The 20,991-nt window shown below is 73.7% G+C and carries 14 protein-coding genes; 8 read left to right on the forward strand and 6 right to left on the reverse strand.

The genetic code is table 11. The features are described 5' to 3' along the window. Nucleotide 1: 1 nt before the first annotated feature. Together ACQEVC_RS28625 and ACQEVC_RS28630 are read right to left on the reverse strand one after the other, a co-directional pair. The gene (locus tag ACQEVC_RS28625) at nucleotides 2-739 is read right to left on the reverse strand and encodes an ABC transporter ATP-binding protein (RefSeq protein WP_432883479.1); all 738 of its coding nucleotides are present in this window, start codon (nucleotides 737-739) and stop codon (nucleotides 2-4) included. Beyond that, the gene (locus ACQEVC_RS28630) at nucleotides 732-1,289 is read right to left on the reverse strand and encodes a helix-turn-helix transcriptional regulator (RefSeq protein ID WP_432883482.1); all 558 of its coding nucleotides are present in this window, start codon (nucleotides 1,287-1,289) and stop codon (nucleotides 732-734) included. The genes ACQEVC_RS28625 and ACQEVC_RS28630 overlap by 8 nt, the downstream gene beginning before the upstream one ends. A gap of 339 nt (nucleotides 1,290-1,628) precedes the next feature. Between ACQEVC_RS28630 and ACQEVC_RS28635 the strand changes: the two genes are divergently transcribed. The 8 genes from ACQEVC_RS28635 to ACQEVC_RS28670 all read left to right on the forward strand — a co-directional run bounded on the left by ACQEVC_RS28635 (nucleotide 1,629) and on the right by ACQEVC_RS28670 (nucleotide 13,957). Then, complete coding sequence (locus tag ACQEVC_RS28635) at nucleotides 1,629-2,741, forward strand: glycerophosphodiester phosphodiesterase (protein WP_432883484.1); 1,113 nt, start codon at nucleotides 1,629-1,631, stop codon at nucleotides 2,739-2,741. Nucleotides 2,742-2,892: 151 nt separating this feature from the next. Next, a complete protein-coding gene (locus ACQEVC_RS28640; RefSeq protein WP_432883487.1) occupies nucleotides 2,893-4,092 on the forward strand; it encodes a low temperature requirement protein A in 1,200 nt (399 codons plus the stop codon). A 53-nt stretch (nucleotides 4,093-4,145) separates the two neighbouring features. Continuing rightward, the gene (locus tag ACQEVC_RS28645) at nucleotides 4,146-4,592 is read left to right on the forward strand and encodes a VOC family protein (protein ID WP_432883489.1); all 447 of its coding nucleotides are present in this window, start codon (nucleotides 4,146-4,148) and stop codon (nucleotides 4,590-4,592) included. A gap of 295 nt (nucleotides 4,593-4,887) precedes the next feature. Beyond that, nucleotides 4,888-6,285: an acyl-CoA synthetase gene (locus tag ACQEVC_RS28650; protein ID WP_432883491.1), complete on the forward strand. Its 1,398-nt coding sequence runs from the start codon at nucleotides 4,888-4,890 to the stop codon at nucleotides 6,283-6,285. Nucleotides 6,286-6,554: 269 nt separating this feature from the next. After that, entirely contained in the window at nucleotides 6,555-7,859 is a 1,305-nt protein-coding gene (locus ACQEVC_RS28655; RefSeq protein ID WP_318393843.1) for a radical SAM protein, read from the forward strand. Between the two features lie 492 nt (nucleotides 7,860-8,351). Beyond that, nucleotides 8,352-11,675, forward strand: coding sequence for a BTAD domain-containing putative transcriptional regulator (locus ACQEVC_RS28660; protein WP_432883494.1), 3,324 nt, complete (start codon nucleotides 8,352-8,354; stop codon nucleotides 11,673-11,675). A 193-nt stretch (nucleotides 11,676-11,868) separates the two neighbouring features. Next, on the forward strand, nucleotides 11,869-13,410 hold the full coding sequence (locus ACQEVC_RS28665; RefSeq protein ID WP_432883497.1) for a hypothetical protein: 1,542 nt from the start codon (nucleotides 11,869-11,871) through the stop codon (nucleotides 13,408-13,410). 13 nt (nucleotides 13,411-13,423) lie between these two features. Next, complete coding sequence (locus ACQEVC_RS28670) at nucleotides 13,424-13,957, forward strand: DUF3558 family protein (protein ID WP_432883499.1); 534 nt, start codon at nucleotides 13,424-13,426, stop codon at nucleotides 13,955-13,957. Between the two features lie 37 nt (nucleotides 13,958-13,994). Here ACQEVC_RS28670 and ACQEVC_RS28675 read toward each other — a convergent pair whose 3' ends face one another. The 4 genes from ACQEVC_RS28675 to ACQEVC_RS28690 form a co-directional block, all read right to left on the reverse strand. Then, nucleotides 13,995-15,530 carry a serine/threonine-protein kinase gene (locus tag ACQEVC_RS28675; protein WP_432883501.1) on the reverse strand — a complete coding sequence of 512 codons (1,536 nt, stop codon included), beginning with the start codon at nucleotides 15,528-15,530 and terminating at the stop codon, nucleotides 13,995-13,997. A gap of 188 nt (nucleotides 15,531-15,718) precedes the next feature. Next, nucleotides 15,719-18,055: an APC family permease gene (locus ACQEVC_RS28680; protein ID WP_432883504.1), complete on the reverse strand. Its 2,337-nt coding sequence runs from the start codon at nucleotides 18,053-18,055 to the stop codon at nucleotides 15,719-15,721. 206 nt (nucleotides 18,056-18,261) lie between these two features. Next, complete coding sequence (locus tag ACQEVC_RS28685) at nucleotides 18,262-20,106, reverse strand: Hsp70 family protein (protein ID WP_432883507.1); 1,845 nt, start codon at nucleotides 20,104-20,106, stop codon at nucleotides 18,262-18,264. A 200-nt stretch (nucleotides 20,107-20,306) separates the two neighbouring features. Next, nucleotides 20,307-20,804, reverse strand: a complete 498-nt coding sequence (locus ACQEVC_RS28690) for a hypothetical protein (protein ID WP_432883510.1) — start codon at nucleotides 20,802-20,804, stop codon at nucleotides 20,307-20,309. Between the last annotated feature and the right edge of the window lie 187 nt (nucleotides 20,805-20,991).

A 20,991-nucleotide genomic window follows, 5' to 3' on the forward strand; every position in this document is an offset into this window, starting at 1 on the left:
CTCAGCCCTCCAGGTCGATCAGGTTGCCGAACGCCGGCCGGCCGGCCGAGCCGGTCAGGTCCCGCTCGTCGGCGATCTGCCCGTCGAGCATGGTCACCACCCGGTCGGCGGCCGCCGCGACCCGGTGGTCGTGGGTGACCAGCACGATGCTCTGACCCTCCTCGTGGCGTCGGCGCAGCAGGTCGAGGACGGTCTCGGCGGCGGCCGAGTCCAGCGCCCCGGTCGGCTCGTCGGCCAGCAGCACGTCGGGGCGGTGCACCACCGCGCGGGCCAGGGCCACCCGCTGCTGCTGGCCGCCGGAGAGTTCGGCCGGCGCGGCGTCGGCAACCTCGGCCACGCCCAGCTCGTCGAGGACCTCCAGCACCCGGCGGCGCGCGTCCCGGCGGCCGACACCCTGGAGCACGAGCGGCAGCTCCACGTTGCCGGCCACCGTCATCGTCGGCACCAGGTTGAGGAACTGGAAAACGAAGCCCACGTGCCGGCGCCGCAGCATGGCCCGTTCGCTCTCCGAGCGGGTGTCCATCCGGTGGCCGGCCAGCCACACCTCGCCCCGGTCGGGACGGTCGAGCCCGCCGAGCAGGTGCAGCAGGGTGGACTTGCCGCAGCCGCTCGGCCCGGTCACCGCGACCCAGTCGCCGGCCGCCACCTCGATCGAGACGTCCCGCAGGGCGGCCAGCTCCCGTACGCCGCCGTGGTAGGTGCGTACCAGGCCGCGGGCGTGCAGCAGCGGCTCACTCATCGCCGTCTCCCTTCCAGGAGGTCTTGAACTCGATCTGCGTGAGTTGTTGCTGGCACGCCTCCAGCCAGCGCAGCTCGGCCTGAAGGTGCAGCGCGGTCGCCTGCACCAGCAGGCCGCTGACGCTCCCGGCGGCGGTGCGGGCCGCCTGCCGGTCGAGTTCCCGGAGTGCCTCCAGACATCGCTGCCGGTGGTCGGTGATGACCGTCCGGGGATCCACGTCCGGCAGCAGCGGCGCGGCCAGCCGGGCGGCGACCAGCCGGAGCAGCACGTCCGGCTTGACCAGCGGGGGATCCGAGGGGGCGGAGAGCCACTCGTGCAGCGCCGCCGTGCCGGGCGCGGTGAGCCGGTAGACCTTGCGGTCGCGCCGGTCGCCGCCGGACTCGGTGGTGTGTGCGACCAGCCCGTCCCGCTCCAGCCGGCCCAGTGTCACGTAGATCTGGCCGATGTTGACCTCGCCGCCGGCGTCGGCGAACAGCTCGTCGTAGCGCCGACGCAGCTCGTAGCCGTGGGCCGGGCCGGCGGCGAGCAGCCCGAGCACAACGTGTTTCATCCACCGACCTCCGATGCCTAGCCGCTAGAGTCTAACCGTTAGGCATTGATGGTCAAGCCGGACCGCGCGGCGCCGACGTGTCTTCCCCGACCCCGGCCCGCGTTCCGATCGGCGCGTGCCGGAGTGGACGGTCGGCGATAATTCCGGTCGACCCGGGCGGACGAGGGGAGGGAGGTCGGATGACCGGGACCGAGGCCGGCCCCCCACACCCCGGAGGTTCACCATCCGGACAGCCGCTACCCGACTGCTGGTCGCCGGAGCGGGGTTGGATTCCAGGTCGATCCACGGGCAGAGCCGCGCCCAGCGGCACGGCACCGCCTCGACCGACGGGAGACGACATTGGCACGTACCCTTTCCGCGCTCGGCCTGGCCGGCGCGTTGCTGGCGACCGCCGTGGCGGTGCCGGCCAGCCAGGCCGCCGCGCACGACGACCGGTCGCGGCCGGTGGCCGGTGACCGCCCGCTGGTGATCGCGCACCGCGGCGCCAGCGGCTACCGTCCGGAGCACACCCTGGAGGCCTACCGGCTGGCGATCCGGATGGGTGTGGACTTCATCGAGCCCGACCTGGTCTCGACCCGGGACGGGGTGCTGGTGGCCCGGCACGAGAACGAGATCTCCGGCACCACCGACGTCGCCGCGCACCCCGAGTTCGCCGCCCGGAAGACCACCAAGACCATCGACGGCGCCCCGGTGACCGGCTGGTTCACTGAGGACTTCACCCTGGCCGAGCTGAAGACGCTGCGAGCCAAGGAGCGGCTGCCGCAGGTACGGGTGACCAACACCGCGTTCGACGGCCAGTTGCCGGTGCCGACCCTCCAGGAGGTCATCGACCTGGCCCGCAGCGAGAGCCGCCGGCTGGGCCGGACCATCGGCATCTACCCGGAGACCAAGCACCCCAGCTACTTCCAGTCGATCGGACTGCCGCTGGAGGAGCCGCTGGTGCGGGTACTCCGGAAGAACGGCATGACAGACAAGAAGGACCCGGTGATCATCCAGTCCTTCGAGACCGCCAACCTCCGTAGGCTGAACAAGCTGACCGACGTACGGCTGGCCCAGTTGCTGGACGCGGCCGGCCGCCCGTACGACTTCACGCTGGCCGGTGACCCGCGTACCTATGCCGACCTGGTCAAGCCGGAGAACCTGCGCTGGATCGACAGCTACGCCGACGGCATCGGGACGAACAAGAACCTGCTGGTGCCCCGGGACTCCAGCGGCAAGCTGCTCGCCCCGACCACCGTGGTCCGGGACGCGCACCGGGCCGGCCTGGTGGTGCACGCCTGGACCTTCCGGGCAGAGAACCAGTTCCTGCCGACCGACTTCCGGATCGGTACCGACCCGAACGCCCGGGGCGACATCATCGCCGAGTACGAGCTCTTCTACGGACTCGGCCTGGACGGAGTGTTCAGTGACCACCCGGACACCGCCGTAGCGGCCCGGGCTGGCCTGACCTGACCGGAGGAGCACCGCGAGCCGTACGGCGCCGGTGGGCGGCTGCCCCGGGCGGGGGCGTCGCCCATCGGTCCGCCGTTATGCCCGGGCGGAGGCCGCCGGTCGTGGTATGACTGCCGAGTGACGGGGCAGATCGGGACAAGGCGGACGGTCCGTGGCGGCCGATGACCGACGCGGACACCTCGGCGACTCCAGAAGCCAGGGGCGGGCCACCTTCCTGGAACTCTTCCTCGATCTGGTGTACGTTTTCGCGCTCACCCGGCTCTCCCAGCGGCTGACCGACGACTTCACGGTCAGCCGCCGGACCCTGGTCTCCGAACTGGGACAGACCCTCCTCGTCCTGCTCGCCCTCTGGCAGGTCTGGCTGCTCACCGCCTGGACGACGAGCCGGTTCGACCCCCGCCGGATCGAGATCCAGCTCGTGGTCATCGCCTCGATGTTCGGTGCCATGATCATGGCGGTGTCGCTGCCGCAGGCCTTCGGCGAGCGCGGCGTGATCTTCGCCAGCACCTATGTCGCGGTGCAGATGAGTCGCCCGCTCATTCTGATCGTGGCGCTGCGCGGGCATCCCCGCAACGCGGAGTCGATCCGGATCCTCTGCTGGTCGACGATCGCCTCGGTGGGCTGGATCGCCGGGGCGCTCAGCGGCGGCACCGGCCGGGGGATCTTCTGGACGGCGGCGGTCGTCGTGGAGTTCCTCGGTGCCGTACTGCGCTGGTCGACGCCGGGCGTGGGCCCCAGCAACGCCGGCAACTGGGTCGTCAGCGCGGAGCACCTGGCCGAGCGCTACCAGCAGGTGCTGCTCATCGCGCTCGGCGAGGCGATCCTGGTCAGCGGCTTCGTGCTCAGCCCCGTCGGCTTCGCCGTCGAACGTACCGCGGTCTTCGTGGCGACCTTCGTCACCACCGTGCTCTTCTGGCGGATCTACTTCTACCGACCCGGGCCCGCGCTCGCCGAGGCCATCCGCCGGAGCCGTAACCAGCTCCGGTTCACCCGGATCGCCGGATACACCCACCTGGTCATGGTCTGCGGGATCATCGCCACCGCGGTCGGCTACGGCCTGCTCATCCACGATCCGTACGCCGAGCACGACATGGCCTGGATCGGGATCATCTTCGGTGGTCCGGTGCTGTTCCTCGTCGGGCGGATGTGGGACGAGCGCGAGGCGCACCGGAAGATCGCGGCGACCCGCTGGTACGCCCTGCTGGCGTTCGCCCTGCTCACCCCGGTCGCCCTCGTACTGCCCCTGCTCGCCGCGCCGTTCCTCGCCACCGCGGTCATGGCCGGGGTCGTGGTCGCCGACGCGCTGCGCGACCCGGGTCAGTTCGCGATCGAGCCGAATCCTCCGCTCTGACCACGAGCGCGTCCAGGAGAAGTCCAGGAGAAGTCCAGGAGAAGGAGTCGACCATGGCGGACGAGGCACCCGACTACTTCCGTCCCGAGGGCGGGGCAATGCTCTCCACCCTGCTGATCGTCCGGGACGTCGACCGGTCCCGGGAGTACTACCAGCGGGTGCTCGGCGCCACCTGCGTGCGGGAGCGCGAGCCCTGCATCCTGCGATTCCACAACAGCTATCTGGTGCTCAACACGGAGGGTGGCCCGACCGACGACAAGCCGACGGTCAACGCGCAGGCTCCGGCCGACCCGAACACGCTCGGCTGCGCGATGAACATCCGGGTGACCGACGTCCGGCGGGTGTACGCCGAGTGGTCGTCCCGGGGCGGCGAGTTCCTCACCGAGCCGAAGGACCACGGCGTCGAGATCCGCTGCTATCTCCGGGACCCGGACGGCTACCTGATCGAGGTCGGTCAGGGCACCGGCATCCTGGCCGAACAGGACCGGGCGTCCCGCTGACCGCCCGGCCGCCCGCCGGCCGGCACACACTCCTCGACGCAGAGCCACTCGCCGCAGAACACTCTCGCGGTACGCCCGGCGTCCCGCCGGACCGACCGGTAAGACCTGCCGGCGGTGCAGCTCCCGGGAGGCCAGCGCGCCGGCTCCATCCGGCCGCCGTGTTCGGCGGCGGTCGCCCACGATCGACGCGGGGTCGGCCACGGTCGACGCGGGGTCGGCCACCCACGGTCGACGGTAGGCACGGCGGTCAGCTCCACCTGGCAGGATCGTCGTCAGTCGACGGACGGGAGGAACGATGCTGCTGCCGGCACTGGGTGGGGTGCTGCCGGACCGTCCGGACGCGGTCCGGGTCGACGGTGAGGCGGCCTCCTGGGAGGAACTCCGGACCGCCGCCGCCGGGGTCGCCGGCCGGCTGGTGGGTGCGCCGGCCGTCGCCGTGTACGCGACCGCCTCGCTCTCCGGGGTGGTCGGCGTGCTCGGCGGGCTGATGGCCGGGGTACCGGTGGTGCCGGTGCCGGCCGACGCCGGGCCGGTGGAACTGGCGCACATCCTCACCGATTCCGGAGCCGCGCTGCTGCTGGCGGACACCCCGCCGCCGTACCCGGTGCCGGTGCCGGTCGAGCCGGTCCGCGCCGCCGGGTCGGCGCCGTCCGTCGAACTGCCGGAGCCATCGGGTACGGCCACCGCGCTGATCCTCTACACCAGCGGCACGACCGGGGCGCCCAAGGGCGTCCTGCTGACCCGGGACGCGATCGCGCACGACCTGGACGCGCTGGCCGAGGCGTGGGCGTGGACCCCGGACGACACCCTGGCGCACGGGCTACCGCTGTACCACGTACACGGGCTGGTCCTCGGCGTACTGGGGGCGTTGCGGGTCGGTTCCCGGCTGGTGCACACCGGCCGGCCCCACCCCGACCGGTACGCGGCGGCCGGCGGGACGCTGCTGTTCGGCGTACCGACGGTGTGGTCGAGGATCGCGGACGATCCCGGATCGGCCCGGGCGCTGGGCACCGCCCGGCTGCTGGTCTCCGGCAGCGCACCACTGCCGGAGCGGGTCTTCGCCCGACTGGCCGGGCTGACCGGGCACCGCCCGATCGAGCGGTACGGCATGACCGAGACCCTGATCACCCTCAGTACCCGGGTCGACGGCGACCGCCGGCCCGGACACGTCGGCCTGCCGCTGCGCGGCGTCGAGACCCGGCTGGTCGACGACGCCGGTGCCGTGTTGCCGGCCGACGGCGAGAGCATCGGGGAGCTCCAGGTCCGCGGTGCCACCCTCTTCGGCGGCTATCTCGGGATGCCGGAGGCGACCCGGGCGTCGTACGCCCCGGACGGCTGGTTCGGCACCGGCGACGTGGCGACGGTGGGGCCGGACGGGCAGCACCGGATCGTCGGGCGGGCCAGCGTCGACCTGATCAAGAGCGGCGGATACCGGATCGGCGCCGGTGAGGTGGAGAACATGCTGCTCGCCCACCCCGGTGTCCGGGAGGCGGCGGTGGTCGGCGCCCCGCACCCGGACCTCGGCCAGGAGGTGGTGGCGTACGTCGTCGGCGACGGCGTGACCGCCCAGGCACTGATCGACTTCGTCGCGTCCGGGCTGTCCCGGCACAAGCGGCCCCGCCGGGTGCACCTGGTCGACGCGCTGCCCCGCAACGCGATGGGCAAGGTGCAGAAGCGGCAGTTGCTCGGATAGGTGTTGACGATCTACCCAGGGCGCTGCGGTCCGTGATGGCACGGTTGCGATGCCGCTGACTGCCCGACGGGGGTACCGCGGGCCGTACCTGTTCACCCGGCCGCCTCGCCGATGCTTGATCCACTCGGTGGGCCCGGACGGGGCGCGGGTAGCGTGGTCGGGGGCACACCGCCGAGGAGGCGGTCGCCGGCCAGCCGGCGCGGGGTGCCATGGTGACGGCAGGCTCGTCGGGAGATCCGACGGCGTCGTAGCGGACCGGAGGAGCGCGCGTGCAGACCCGCACTGATCTCGTCGAGGACCTGATGGGGCGCTTCCCGCACATCCCGCGCGAGGCGGTCCTCAAGGAGGACCTGCTGCGCGGTGGCATGGCGTTCGACGACTCGGCGCTGACCGACAACGAGAACGGCGAGGTCAAGCCGAAGTCGTACTTCATCTTCTCCTTCGACCACCGGACCCTGCCCGAGCTGGGCTCGGCGGCGCTGCGCCGGCCGCCGGAGGAGATCGTCCTGACCGGCGGCCCGTACGAGCTGCGCCGCACCGTGGTCTCGGTACGGGTCAACCCCGACTCGCCGTACCGGGTCAAGGACGGCGGCGACGGGGTGCTCCGGCTCTACCTGGACGACCGGCCGATCGCCGACGTCGGGCTGCCGCCGATGCCGGAGTACTACCGGCACACCCTCGCGGGCGGCAAGTCGGTGATGGAGGTGGCCCCGACCATCCAGTGGGGTTACCTGATCTACCTCACCGTCTTCCGGGTCTGCCAGTACTTCGGCGCCAAGGAGGAGTGCCAGTACTGCGACATCAACCACAACTGGCGCCAGCACAAGGCGGCCGGCCGGCCGTACACCGGGGTGAAGCCGGTGGACGAGGTGCTGGAGGCGATGGAGATCATCGACCGGCACGACACCCTCGGCGCCTCGAAGGCATACACCCTGACCGGGGGTAGCGTCACCTCCAAGGTCGACGGGCTGGCCGAGGCCGACTTCTACGGCCGGTACGCGAAGGCGATCGAGGAACGGTTCCCCGGCCGGTGGATCGGCAAGGTCGTCGCCCAGGCCCTGCCAAAGGCCGACGTGCAGCGGTTCCACGACTACGGGATCCGGATCTACCACCCCAACTACGAGGTCTGGGACAAGCGGCTCTTCGAGCTCTACTGCCCCGGCAAGGAGCGGTACGTCGGTCGCGAGGAGTGGCACCGCCGGATCCTCGACTCCGCCGAGATCTTCGGGCCGCGCAACGTCATCCCGAACTTCGTGGCCGGGATCGAGATGGCCGAGCCGTTCGGCTTCAGCACCGTGGACGAGGCGATCGAGTCGACCACCGAGGGGTTGCAGTTCTTCATGTCCCGGGGGATCACCCCCCGGTTCACCACCTGGTGCCCGGAGCCGACCACGCCGCTGGGCCGGACGAACCCGCAGGGCGCGCCGCTCGAATACCACATCCGGCTGCTGGAGGCGTACCGGGCGACGATGGAGGCGAACGGGCTGAGCAGCCCGCCCGGGTACGGCCCGCCCGGTGCCGGCAACGCGGTCTTCTCGGTCAGCTCCTTCATGGACACCCTGCCGCCGAACTGACGTCCGGCCCGAGGCAGAGGGCGGTCAGTCGAGGCTGTCCGGGTCGGCCAGTGCCTGCTCCGCTGCGCGAGCAGCCCACGCATCCGTTCGGCGATCGTGTCGGGGTCGCTCGTCCCGGGCAGCTCGGCCCGGGCCTGCTCGACGAGTTGCCAGGCGTCCTCGGTGGCCGTGGCCGGCGAGTATCGCGGACCCCTACGACACGACGACGGGATCCCCTGCCCGCCCGTGACCGTCCCGCAGGACGGCGTGGGTGTACGGCCCGGCCGACCGTCGGTCGCGCCGTACCGGTACGACGAGAAGCTTGCCGGGCTGTTGGATCATGTCATCGAGGCGTTCCCGGGGTGGGAGGAGCGGCATGGCGCAGGTGGACGGCGCGGACCGGCGTAACTGCCCTGCCGCCGACGGGCGACCGCCGGACGACCGCCCGGGATGCCTGCCGGTCCGGCCGATGTCGCCGGACGGTCGTCTCCGGCCGGCGGATAACCTGGTGCCGTGACCACCGGTGGGGGATGGGCACCGGCTGGCGACGGGTGGCCCGATCCGGTGGTGCTGCCCAGGCCGAGGCTGATCAGGCGTCTCGACCAGCTCTCCACCTGCCGTTTCGTGGCCGTCGTCGCCAACCCGGGCGCCGGCAAGACGACCCTGCTGCGGGACTGGGCGGACCGGCGGCGGAGCACCTGGCACACCCTCCGTCCGGCCGATCGCGATCCGCAGCACCTCTTCGCCGCCGTCGCGGCGGCGCTGCGCGGCGCCGGCGTCCAGGTACCCGTCCCGAACACCCTGGACGACCCGGCAGTACTCGCCGGACTGCTCGTCGAGGCACTGGTCGCCGCCGGCCCGGCTGCCACTCCGCCCCCCGGCCCGGCTGCCACTCCGACCACCGACCCGGCTGCCGGCGCCACTGTCCGCCCGGTCGGGGGCAGCACGGCCGATCCGGCCGCGGCTGTCGAGACCGCCAGCGCGGGATCGGCCGCCGGTGCCGGCCCGGCCGGATCCGTTCCCGCCGCGATCCGCCTGGTGCTCGACGACGCGCACCTGCTGGTCGGTGGCCCGAGCGCGGGCCTGCTGGCGGCGCTCGCCACCCGGCTGCCCGCCGGCACGGTGCTGGTGGTCGCCGGACGGGACCCGTTGCCGTTCCCGGCCGGCCCGCTGCGATCCGCCGGCCGGCTCGGCGAGATCACCGCGGCGGACCTCGCACTCACCCCGGCCGAGGTACGCCGGATGCTGGCGGCCGCGGGCCCGGCGGGGCAACACCCGATCGTCCGGCGCAGCGCGCTCGACTGTGCCGACTCACCCGGGGTGGTCGCCGCGATCGCCGGCCTCGCCACCGAGTTCGGTGCGGGACGGGGACACCGGGCCACCCGTCCCCGCGAGGTCGGGGCACTGGCGCCGCCGGGACTGGACGAACTGTCGTCGACGCTCGACGAAGCCGACCTGGCCGCACTCTGGACACTGTCGGCGATCCGCCGGGCCGGTCCGCGCGGCCGGGTCGCGGGGGCGTACGACCGGGCGTTGCGCGAGCTGGCCGGTCGGCGCCGGCTCGCCGCCGGTCAGTTCGCCCCGCTCCGGGCGGCCCGGCTGGTCCTGGGTGGACCGTCCGGGATACCCGACGCCGACCTGGTGCTCGCCGAGTCGGCGGTACGCGACGGGCAGCACGACGAGGCGCTGCGCCACCTGGCGGCGGTACCGGCCGGGATGCCGCTGCCGGCGGCGCTGGCCTGGCAGCTCGGCACGCTGCTGCACCGGCGGGGCGAGTTCGACGACGCGGAGGCGCTGCTCGAACGGGCCTTGCCCGGCACCGGGACGCCCGGGGGCGGGACGTCCGGGGGCGGGACGTCCGGGCTGGCGGACCAGGCGCAGGTCATGGCGGGGCGGGCGGCGGTGCGGTGGGCCCGGGGAGACGGGGCCAGGACCAGGGAACTCGCCGACGAGGCGGTCCGGTTGGCCGAGGAGAGCCGGGACGACGCGGCGATCGCGGCGGCGTACGTGGCCCGGGCGCTGGCCGCGTTCAGCGCCGGGGACCGGGCCGGCAACGAGCACGCGTACGCCCGGGCGCTCGCCGCGGCCGTCCGGGCCGGTGACCTCGCCCAGCAGTTGCGGATCCACTGCAACGTCGGCTCCCGGCTCGTGGAGGAGGGCCGGTACCGGGCGGCGACCGAGGAGCTCGGCGCGGCGATCCGGCTCGGCGAGCAGACGGGGCAGCGGCTGCTGCTGGCGCTGGCCCTGCACAACCGCGCCGAGGCGTGGCTGGGGCTCGGCGAACTGGCCAGGGCCCGGACCGACTCCGACGCGGCGCTCAGCCTGTGGCAGCGCGACGGGTCGCCGCTGGCCGCGTTCGGGCTGCTGCTGACCGCCCGGGTGCACCGGGTCTGCGGCTCGACCAGCCAGGCGGTGGCCGGCTACCGGGCGGCGCTGGCGATGGCGGAACCGGACGGCAACGCGCAGGTGCTGATGGAGGCGTGTGCCGGGCTGGCCCGCACCCGCTACGCCGACGACCCGGCCGCGGCGGCCGAGTACGCCCGGCGGGCCCTGGCGATGCCGAGCGCCAACGGACCGACCGTGGCCGAACTCGCCGCCGGTTGGGTGGCGCTCTGTTCCGGAGACGTCGCCTCGGCCCGCCGGCACGCCGAGCGGGCCCGCGCCGAGGCGGGGCCCCGGCGCGACCCGGCCGGGCTGGCCGAGGCGATCGAACTCGCGGCGCTCGCCACCGGACTGGCCGGCCCGGCGGGTACGGCCGGCGGCGCCAGCGGCTCCGACGCCGGCCGTACGTCGGGCCGGCCGACGGTGGGGCTGGTCGAGGCGGCACAGATCTGGGCCGATGCCGGCAACGAGGTCGCGCTGGCCACGAACGCGCTGCTGCGGGCGCGGCTCGGGGCGGACCGGCCGGCCGAGGAGGTCGCCTACCAGCGGCTGCACCGGCTCGGCGTACGCGAAGGGGCCTGGCATGTCGCCGGGCCGCTGGCGGCGATCGGACCGGCGCCGGTGCCGGAGGTCGAGGTGCAGACCCTGGGGCACTTCGTGGTCCGGCTGGCCGGGGTGCCGGTACCGGCGGCGGCCTGGCAGTCCCGCAAGGCACGGGAACTGGTGAAGGTGCTGGCCGGCCAGCTCGGCCGGCCGCTGGGCCGGGAGACCCTGGCCGCCGTGCTGTGGCCGGAGACGCCGGCCGAGGTGGCGCTGCGCCGGCTCTCGGTGCTCGTCTCGACCGTCCGCGCCGTGCTGGACCCGGGCCGCCGGCACCCGGCCGACCGATACCTGGACACCGATCCGGCCACGGTAGGGATCAACCCGGACCAGGTGTCGGTGGACGCGGTGCGGTTTCACGACGCGGCCCGTTCGGCGATCGCGGCCGACGGTGCGAGCCCGCCGGACGGGCGTACCCGGGTGAACGGGGGTGCGCCGGTGGGGGAGCGGGACGAGGCGGGTGGCGTCGAGATACTGGGCCGGCTGGAGGCGGTGGTCGGGATGTACACCGGGGACTTCTGCGACGACGGCGAGGTGACCGGGGACTGGGTGGCCCGTCCGCGTACCGCCCTGGCCGAGTTGCACCGCGAGCTGATCCGCCGGTTGGCCCGCCGGTGCCTGCGAACGGGCCGCCCGGAGGCGGCGGTCGGCTGGTACCTGCGGCTGACCAGCGAGGACGGCTACGACGAATCGGCACACCTGGGGCTGGTCACCGCGCTGTCGGCGGCCGGGCGGCACGGCGAGGCGGCACGGCGCTACCAGGACTACCTCGACCGGATGCGGGAGATCGAGGTGCAGCCGACGGCCTTTCCGGCGGCCACCGCCGCGGCCGCCGGCCCCCTGAACGATTCCTGAACCGCCTCCGAACATCGCCGCCCATCATGGAGCCCGGACGGCGGGGTGCCGGCCGGGACGCCACGTCCCGGCTCCGGGTCCGGCCGGCGGAGGCGGCTGGCGCGGCCCGCCGGTGGCAGCCCGCCCGACGCGGCGGGATCGAGCGCGGAGGCGGCGGATGTCCAGTTGGCGGCGGTGTGGATCGCTACTTGGGGTGACCGTCCTGCTGGCCGGCGTCGCGGCGTGCGGTCTCCGGCCCGGCGGCGGCGAACCGGTGGGTGGGGCCGCCGCGAGCGAGGCGGGCCGCACCTACGGATACGGCCCGAGCCGCGACCGGTCGATCAAATACCAGCCGGACGTGGTGCTCGTCGAGGGCGGACCGGAGGCGATCCGGTCGGCCAGCGCGGACGGGACGACCTGGGTACTCGACGCCGACGCGCCGGGCGCCGACGACCTCGAACCGGGCCGGATCATGTACGCCACCAGCCGAGCGGTCGGCCGGGTGGTGCAGGCGCGGCGGACCGGGGACGATCTCGCCGTCAGCCTGGCTCCGGTGACGCTGACCGAGGTGTTCCGGGACGCCCACATCCGAAGCGATCAGCGGTTCGACGAGGCTGACCTGGCGTACCAGGAGGTCCCGAACCTGCCCGGGGCGGTGAGCGTGCCGGCCGGGACGCGGTCGCCGGAGGACGCCGTCACACCGATCGGGCTCGGCGGCGGCGCCGGGCCCCGGCCGCCGGCCGTTCCGGCTGGGCCGGCTCTTCCCGCCGCGCCGGCTCTTCCCGCCGCGCTGACTCTTCCGGCGGCGCTGACCGTTCCGGCCGCGACCCCGGCGCCGGAGGAGGACGGCACCACCGTGCTCGCGATGAATCCCGTGCGGCTCGCCCCGGCGGGTGGTGGCCGGATGCCACCGGCGCGGGAACGGAACTTCACGGTCAGCGTCGGCGACTGGGAGGCGCAGCCGTACCGGACGCCGGGCAAGCTCGGACTGAAGATCGGGTACGCGGCCAACGAGAACCTCAAGGTCTACATCGACTTCGCGATGAACGTCGCCGACCTGCGGATCCGGGCCGACGTCCCGATCTCGAACGGGCGGATCGGCGGCTCCGCCACCTTCGCGGTCGACGGCATCCGGAGCATCTCGGTCGACGTCTCGGCCGGTGCCGCGAACGGCGCGGACGACAACAAGAAGGTCCGCGTCGAGGTCCCGGTCGAGATCAACCTTCCGATTCCGGGTGAGCCGCTGGTCTACAGCAACACCTGGAAGTTCATCGTCAGCACCGGTCTGAGCGGCCGGAACACCACGGTGAAGGCGGCCGGGGAGTGGGCGGTCAACGGCACCCTCGGCATGATCGGCGGTACGTTGCAGAAGCCGACCCTCTCGGTGGTCCGCAGCATCATGGACTCGATCACCGGCATCTCGGTCGGCCCCAGCGGCCTCGCCTTCGCCGTGGAGACGAAGATCCAGTTCGGCATCGGCATCCCGGCGGCGTTCGCCGGTCCGTACGCCAAGCTCGTGGTCGACCTCGGCGTCACCAACGGCTCGGCGCTGGGCGCCCCGCTGGCCCGGTGCGTGTCGGCGAGCCTGAACGCCAAGGTCGGCGGCGGGTTCGGGATCACCGCCTCGTCGGTGGCGGTCGAGGCGCTGCAGAAGCTGTTGCCGGCGAAGCTGAAGTTCGAACTCGAGAGCGAGAAGCTGTGGCCGATCCACCGGGCGGCCCAGACCCTGCCGAACGTCCCGCTCTGCGTGGGCTGAGAGGAAGTCCCTGATGATCGTCCGTAGCCGCCTGGTGCTGGTGACCCTGACAGCGCTCGCGCTCGCCGGCGGGTGCGGCCGGTTCGGCGGCGGCGACCCGCCCGCGGCCCCGCAGGACGCCCCGCCGGCCGCCACCGGTGCCGAGCCGGCGACCGAGCCGACCTCGGCGGCACCGGCGGCCGCGTCGCTGGACCCCTGTGCACTGGTCACCAAGGCGGAGGCCGAGAAACTGGCCGGTACGCCGCTGGAGGACGCCGTACCGATCCGCGAGACGTGCAGCTACACCGGGCCGGTCACCGGCCCGACCGCGCAGGTGGAGATCTACGTCGGAGACGGGGCGAAGAAGTTTCTCGACATCGAACGCGAACTGGAGCACGAGATCTGGCCGCTGCCCGGCGTCGGCGACGAGGCGTACGCCGAGGACGGCGCCGTCTTCGTCCAGAAGGGCGGCCAGTGGGTCGCGGTCAAGCTGGTACTGCTGAACGACCCGAAGGAGAGCCGCAAGCCGCTGGAGGAGCTGGCCGGCACCGTCGCCAGCCGGATGTGAGCACGGTCGGGCGGCATGTCCCGAGTCCCGGCCCGGCTCACTCCGAGGCGGTGTTCGTGGTCGTGGGGACGCCGTCGGTACAGGTGACGGTCATCTGCACGGTGCGATTGCCGTGCCGGAACCTGACCATCGTGGCCGGCGCCGGACCCGGTTCGACCTCGTCGGTCTTGTAGGGGCGGTGCGGCGTCCAGGAGAGCAGCCAGGCGTCGCCGTCGGTGCAGGCCGCCTGGACCGAACCGCCGTCCGAGGTGAGGGTCTTCTCCTCCGGCGCCGGAGTCGGTGGCGGTGGTGACTCCGGCGCCGACGGCTCCGGCTCGCCCGGCCCGGTCGGTGTCGGGCCGCCCGGACCGCCGCCGGGTTGACCGCCCGGGGGAAATCCGGTCAGCGGGCCGGGCACCCGGCTGCCGGGCGGTGTCCCCGGGACGCCGGCGAGCGGCGTCAGCGGATCCGGCCATGGCGGTGGGGAGACGGATCCGCCACCGGTGCGCCCCGACGGCCCGGTCTCGGCGGTCGGCCGGCCGCTCGGACCGGGCTCCGCCGCTCCACTGTGCCGGCCCAGTCCCGAGCCGAGCGGATCGGCGAGCCAGAGCAGCAGCGCGGTGACCGCGACGGCCGCCGCGCCGGTCGCCAGCACTCCCGCGCGGAACCGGCCGTCTCGGCCGCCGGCGGCCCGGGGCACCAGCACGGTCGAGGGTTCCCCGTCGACCGAGGCCGGGGCCAGCGAGTGGGCGAGTTCGTCGCCGACGATCCGCACCCCGGCGGCCCGGGCGAGCACGGCGGCCACCTCCCGGGCCGCCGGGCGCCGTTCCGGGTCCTTGTCGAGGCAGCGTCGACACAGCTCGACGACCTTCGCCGGTACGTCGGGCAGCGGCGGCAGTGGCGCCGGTTCGACGTACACGTGGGCCCGCAGCATCTGGGTCGCGGTCTCCGCGCTCCAGGGCGGGCGTCCCGCCAACAGGCGGTAGAGCAGAACCCCGACGCCGTACACGTCGGAGGCGGGGACGACGGCGTCGCCGCTGATCCGTTCCGGCGCGAGATAGCCGGGGGTGCCGAGCAGTTCGTCGCCCCACTCGTCCGCGTCGCCCGGTCCGACCGCGGCGGCGATGCCGAAGTCGACGACCTTCGCCCCGGACGGCGTCACCATCACGTTGCCGGGCTTGATGTCACGGTGCACCAGGCCACGGTCATGGGCGGCGGCCAGCGCCGCGGCCACCTCGGCACAGATCCGGAAGACGACCCTCGGCGGAAGCGGCCCGGTCGCGAGGCGCTGTTCGAGGGTGCTGCCCTCGACGAGCTCCATCACCACGTACGGGATGCAGGTCAGGCCGGTGACCGACTCGCCGAAGTCGTACACCTGGGCGATGTTGGGATGCGACAGCGCCGCCGCGGCCCGCGCCTCGTGCCGGATCCGCCGTCGCGAGACCGGGTCCCGGGCGTGCGGGCCAGCCAGCAGTTTGACCGCGACCGGACGGCCGAGCACCTCGTCACGGGCCCGCCAGACCACCGCCATGCCGCCCCGACCGAGCTGGTCTTCGAGCCGGTAGCGGCCGCCGAGTACCTGCTGCGCCTCCACGCGGACAAGTCTGCGCTGCGCGGCTCCGCCCCGCCCGGCCCACACGCCGACCGTACCGGCATTGTCATCGATCGGGCAGCAACTCGACCGAACGGTCGAGGGCGGAACCGGGCGGTGGTCGACGGGGCGGATGCGATCGCCCGAGCGGGTGTCCCCGGCGTCACCTGGGCGCGACGCCCTCCGGTGCGCTATTCGGGCAGGTGGATCGGCACACTGGTGACCACCACACCGGGTACGTCCCGCAGCGCGCGACGGAGCCGCAACTCGGTCCGGGTGTGCAGCAGTTGGTGCCACAGATGCCGGACCACGATCTCCGGTACCACCACGGTCAGGGTGACCTCCGGGCGGACGGAGTGCAGGGCCGCGACGTACTGGGCGAGCGGTGCGATCACGGTCCGGTACGGCGAGATGATCGTCTCCAGCCGCAGGTGGGCGCCCCAAATCTCCCACTGCCGGCGGAACCGGTCGGCCTCCTCCTGTTCCGGACTGAGGTGCACGGCGAAGGCCGGCTGCCCGAGCGAGGTCGCGTACGCCAGCGCCCGCAGTGCGGCCAGGTTCAGCCGGGCCACCGGTACGACCACCAGGTGCCGTACCTCGCCCGGGCTGAGATCGACCCGCAGGTCACCCGGTCCGCTCGTCTCCTCCACCTCGTTCGGCCGGCGGGCATCCTCCGCCGCGCCGCTGCGCGCGGCCGCATCCCCGCCGCCCGACCCTGTCCGTTCGGCGTCGCCGCCGCCACTCGACCGTGGTTGTGCGGGCTCGGGGCCGCCGTCCGGCCGGGCCGGGTCGGTGCCGGGGGCCGCTGCCGGCAGGGTCAGTGCCTGCCGCATCGCGTCGTAGTGCCACCGGATGTGCAGGCAGAGCAGCACCAGCAGCGGCACGGCGACCACCACCACCCAGGCCCCCTCGAAGAACTTGGTGATCGCGGCGGTGACCAGGACCAGGGCGCAGAGCACCGCGCCGGTCGCGTTCAGCGCGGCCCGCCAGCGCCAGCCCCGCTCCCGGCGCCGGCGCCAGTGCATCACCATGCCGCTCTGGGAGAGGGTGAAGGCCAGGAAGACCCCGACGGCGTAGAGCGGGATCAACGACTGGGTGTAGCCGCCGAACGCCACGAAGATCAGGGCCGCCGCCACCGCCAGCGCGATGATGCCGTTGCTGAACGCGAGCCGGTCTCCCATGTGCAGGAACCGTCGGGGGGCGTAGCTGTCCCGGGCCAGGAAGAAGAGCAGCCGGGGGAAGTCGTTGAACGCCGTGTTCGCGGCCAGCAGCAGGACCAGGGTGGTGGCGGCCTGGATCAGCGCGTACCACGGCCCGGTGCGGAACGTCGCGCGGGCGAGTTGGGACAGCAGTGTCTCGTCGGCCCGGGGTACCAGCCCGTTGAAGTGGATCAGGAGGGTCAGCCCGGCGAAGAGCACGACCAGGATGCCGACCATCCAGGTCAGCGTGGTCCGCGCCTGCCGCCACTCCACCGGCCGGAACGCCGGAACCGCGTCGGCGACCGCCTCGATCCCGGTCATCGAGGCCGCGCCGGAGGCGAAGGCGCGGAGCACCACCAGCAGGCCGAGCCCCTCGACCGCGCCGACCGGAGGTGGCGGGACCGGTTCGAATCCCCGGCCCGCCGCCCGGACCAGACCGACGACGAAGAGCAGGCCGATGGCGGCGATGAAGAGGTACGTCGGCGCGGCGAAGAGCCGGCCGGCCGCCCGTACCCCGCGCAGGTTGCCGGCGAGCAGCCCGGCGATCACCAGCAGCCCGAACAGCACCGTGTACGGGGCCAGCCCGGGCAGCGCCGAGGTGATCGCCTCCACCCCGGCCGCCACCGACACCGAGACGGTCAGCACGTAGTCGAGGATCAGCCCGGCCGCGGCGGTGAGCCCGAACCGGGGACCGAGGCTGTCGGAGGCCACCAGGTAGGAGCCGGCGCCGTGCGGATAGGCGTAGACCGTCTGCCGGTACGACGTACCGACCGTGATCATCAGCACCACCAGCGCGGCGGCGATCGGCAGGGAGAGGTTCAGCGCGCCGCTGCCGGCCAGCACCAGGATGGCGATCATCGCCTCCGGCCCGTACGCCACCGAGGAGAGCAGGTCGGAGGAGAGCACCGGAAGGGCGACCAGCTTCCGCATCCGCTCCTGGAGTACCGCCGCGCTGGCCAGCGGTGGTCCGAGCAGGGCGCGTCGGAGGGCACCACCGGCCCGGCCGAACCGGCTGCCCGTGGTGCTCGCCGAGCCTGTCGCGGTCAACTGCCCCCGCCGCTCGGTCGGGAACATCTCGATCTGGCCCAGCCGGTGGAAGCGGCTCGGTGCCGGCCGGTGCCGGTACTGTTCGAGGCTCGGATCCAGCGGCAGTACGGTGTCCCGGGGTGGATGGTCCCGCAGCTCCGCCCGCCACCGCTGGCCGACGTCGTGCAGGGCGGCCAGCTCCGTCTCGTTCAGCGGCGGGAACTCGGCCGACGGGCTGAAGGTGATCGTTGGGTGCTCCGGCGGCGTCGCACCGGGCCCGTTCCGTTCCTGCCGCCCCACCATCTCCGCCTCAGTCCGGCACCGCTCCCGCCTCGCACTGTCACCGATCCGGCTCGCCCGGGGTATGCGAATGGCGATACTCGGCCGGAAAGTATCGGTCGAGCCGGCTCGCCCGGGGCATGGGAATGGCGATCCTCGGCCGGAAAGTATCGGTCGAGGTCGCGGGGGCGGCGCCGGCTGCGGGACCGCGGTGATCCCCGGTGGGGGCGCTAACGCACGTACTGCCGCCAGACGGCCAACAGGTCGTCGGCGTCGAGCGTGCTGCCGTGGGTCACGGTCAGGTCGCCGATCATCGCCGACGTGTCGTCGTCCCAGTAGATCACGAACTGGTCGGCCCGGAAGACGTACCGGATCAGGGCGCCGGATCGGGTGCGGCTGGCCGCGTACGGTTCCCGCGTCCCGCCCTGGTCCCTCACCCGCTGGGTCCGGGCCCGGTCCCGCTCGGTCTGGTCGGCGAGCGCCCGGAACTGGACCTCCCAGCCGTCCCCGGTGCAGGCGACGTACTCGGTGGCGGTCCCGCCGTAGGTGTCCGGCGGGCGCTGTTCGCAGCCGCTCACGTCGTCCAGCCACGGGCGGGCGAACTCGCGCAGCGGCGAAGACTTGATCACCTGCTCGTTCGCCCGTCCGGTCCGGCTCAGTCCGGAGTCCGGACCGGTCGCCCAGACCACGACCAGCACGGCGACGACCAGCAGCACCAGCGTGGCGGCGCCCGCACCGATCCAGACACTCCGGCGGCGACGCCGGTCGTCCCGGGCCGGCCCGTTCTGGGAGATCAACTTTGCCGCGTCAGCCGACCGGTCCGGCCCGGACCCGGTCGGCGGCGGTGGGTGACCCGGCAGCGGCGATGCGATGTTCGCCGAACCGGCCACGCCGCCGACCGTCCGCGACCCGGCGCCGGCCGCCGAGGCAGCGGGCGGGGCGCTGATCCCGGCCACGGCACCCGGTGTGGCGGTCGGGGACGTACCGGCCGGGGTGTCGGCCTCGGCGGTGAGCAGCGCGCCCTGGGCGACGACCAGCTCGGGCTGCTCGACGACGGTGGGCACGATGCCGAGCCGCCGGTGCAGGCAGGTGGCCACCAGCGGGACCCGGCTCGCTCCGCCGACCAGGAAGAGCCCGGCGATGCGCCCGGCGTCGATGCCGCTGCTGGAGACCGTCGCCGCCGTCAGCGCCACGCTCCGTTCGATCGGCGCGGCCGCCGCCGCCTCGAACTCCTCCCGGGTGACGTGCACGTCACGCTCGAAGATCGGCAGGCGCAGCCCGGCCGTGCTGCGCCGGGACAGCTCCTCCTTGGCCGCCCGGGCCTCTTCCCACAGCGACCGGTGGTGCCGCAGGTCCGGCCCGGGTCCCGGCTGGCTCAGCCGGCGCCACCGCACATCGTCCGGCCCGGCCGGTACGACGGCAGCGCGGACCCGCTCGACGACGACGTCGTCCAGGTCGAGGCCGCCGAGGTCGGAAAGGCCCTGGCTGGCGGCGACGTCCCAGCCGTCGGGCCGGCGCCGGAGCACCGCCACGTCGAAGGTGCCGGCACCGAAGTCGTAGACCACCACGGTGTCACCGGTCCGCACCGGCCGGGCGAGGACCGTGGTGAAGTGCGTGGCGGCCGCGGTGGGCTCGGCGACCATGGCCGGTGGGGGCAGCCCGGCCCGCGCGGCGGCGTCGACGAGGACCTGCCGGCGCCGGGGGCCCCAGGCCGCCGGATGGGTGAGCACGAGTTCGCGGACCGCACCGCCGACCACCCGTACCGCCTCGTCGGCGCAGCGCCCCAGCACGGCCGCGACCAGGTCGACGACCGCCACCTCCGTCCGGCCGAGCAGGATGACGCCCTCGTCGATCCGCCGTTTCGGGTGCGGCTCCAGGCTGCCCGGCTCCGTACGCCCGGCCCGTAGCGCGTCCCGGCCGACCCGCAGCCGACCGTCGGAGTCGACGAACACCGCCGACGGAAGCAGTGGCGAGGCGTCGAAGAGGAGTGGCCGCCCCGCACCCGCCTGCCACTGGCACACCGCGACCGTGTGGGACGTACCGAAGTCGATCGCGAGCCGGGGGGCGGTGACCACGGGTCACGACAATAGCGAACCGGTGTCCGTCGCAGCGGTCCCGACCTCTCCGGCAACCGCTCGCCGATCGGCGGTCCGGGTGCGGTGCCCAGGCGGCACCGAGCGCGGCGTACGTCTGTCCAGGACAGCGGGCCGCGGCCCGACCGGGGGCTGGTCGGGCCGCGGCGCAGGGGTGGGCGGATGGCCTCTGTCGGGTGTGGTCAGTCGGACGAGTCGGCCGAGCCGCCGGAGTCGGCGGAGCCGCCCGAGTCGGCCGAGCCGCCGCCGCTCTTCTTCCGCACCGGTGCCGGGGAGTCGTCCGGGCTGTCGTCCACCACCTTCGACTTCGGCTCCGGCTTGGCCTTCGGCACGTCCTTCTTCGGCTTGACCACCGGCTTCGCCTTGGCGGGCGAGTCCGCGGCCGAGGCGTTGACGCTGTCCGCCGACTCGGGCGACGGGTCGACCCAGCCCGGATCCCCGGGACTGTCCCCGGCCGAGTTCGCCGAGTCGAACGGCGACTGGTGAGCGCTGTCGGCGGACTCCGGCGAGTCGTCGACGGCGCCTGCGTCGTACTGGCCACCCTGCAACTGGATCGGCTGGACCTTGTCCCGCAGCTCGATCCCGTCGCTGGCGGTCGCCGCGCCGGCGGTGAGACCGGCGACCAGCGCGGCGGCACCCGCGCCGCCGATGACGATCTGCCACGTACGGTTGATGCGCATCTCTTCCTCCTCGATGATCTGCTCTGGTTACAGCCTCCGACCCGCGGATGAGACAGTCCTGACGCCGGGATGAGACCTGACTCATCGACCCTGACGGCTCTCCGGCCGACCCTGACGGCTCTCCGGCCGACCCTGACGGCTCTCCGGCCGACCCTGACGGCTCTCCGGCCGACCCTGACGGCTCTCC

It is taken from the genome of Plantactinospora sp. CA-294935, from assembly GCF_050936445.1.
Taxonomy (GTDB): domain Bacteria; phylum Actinomycetota; class Actinomycetes; order Mycobacteriales; family Micromonosporaceae; genus Plantactinospora.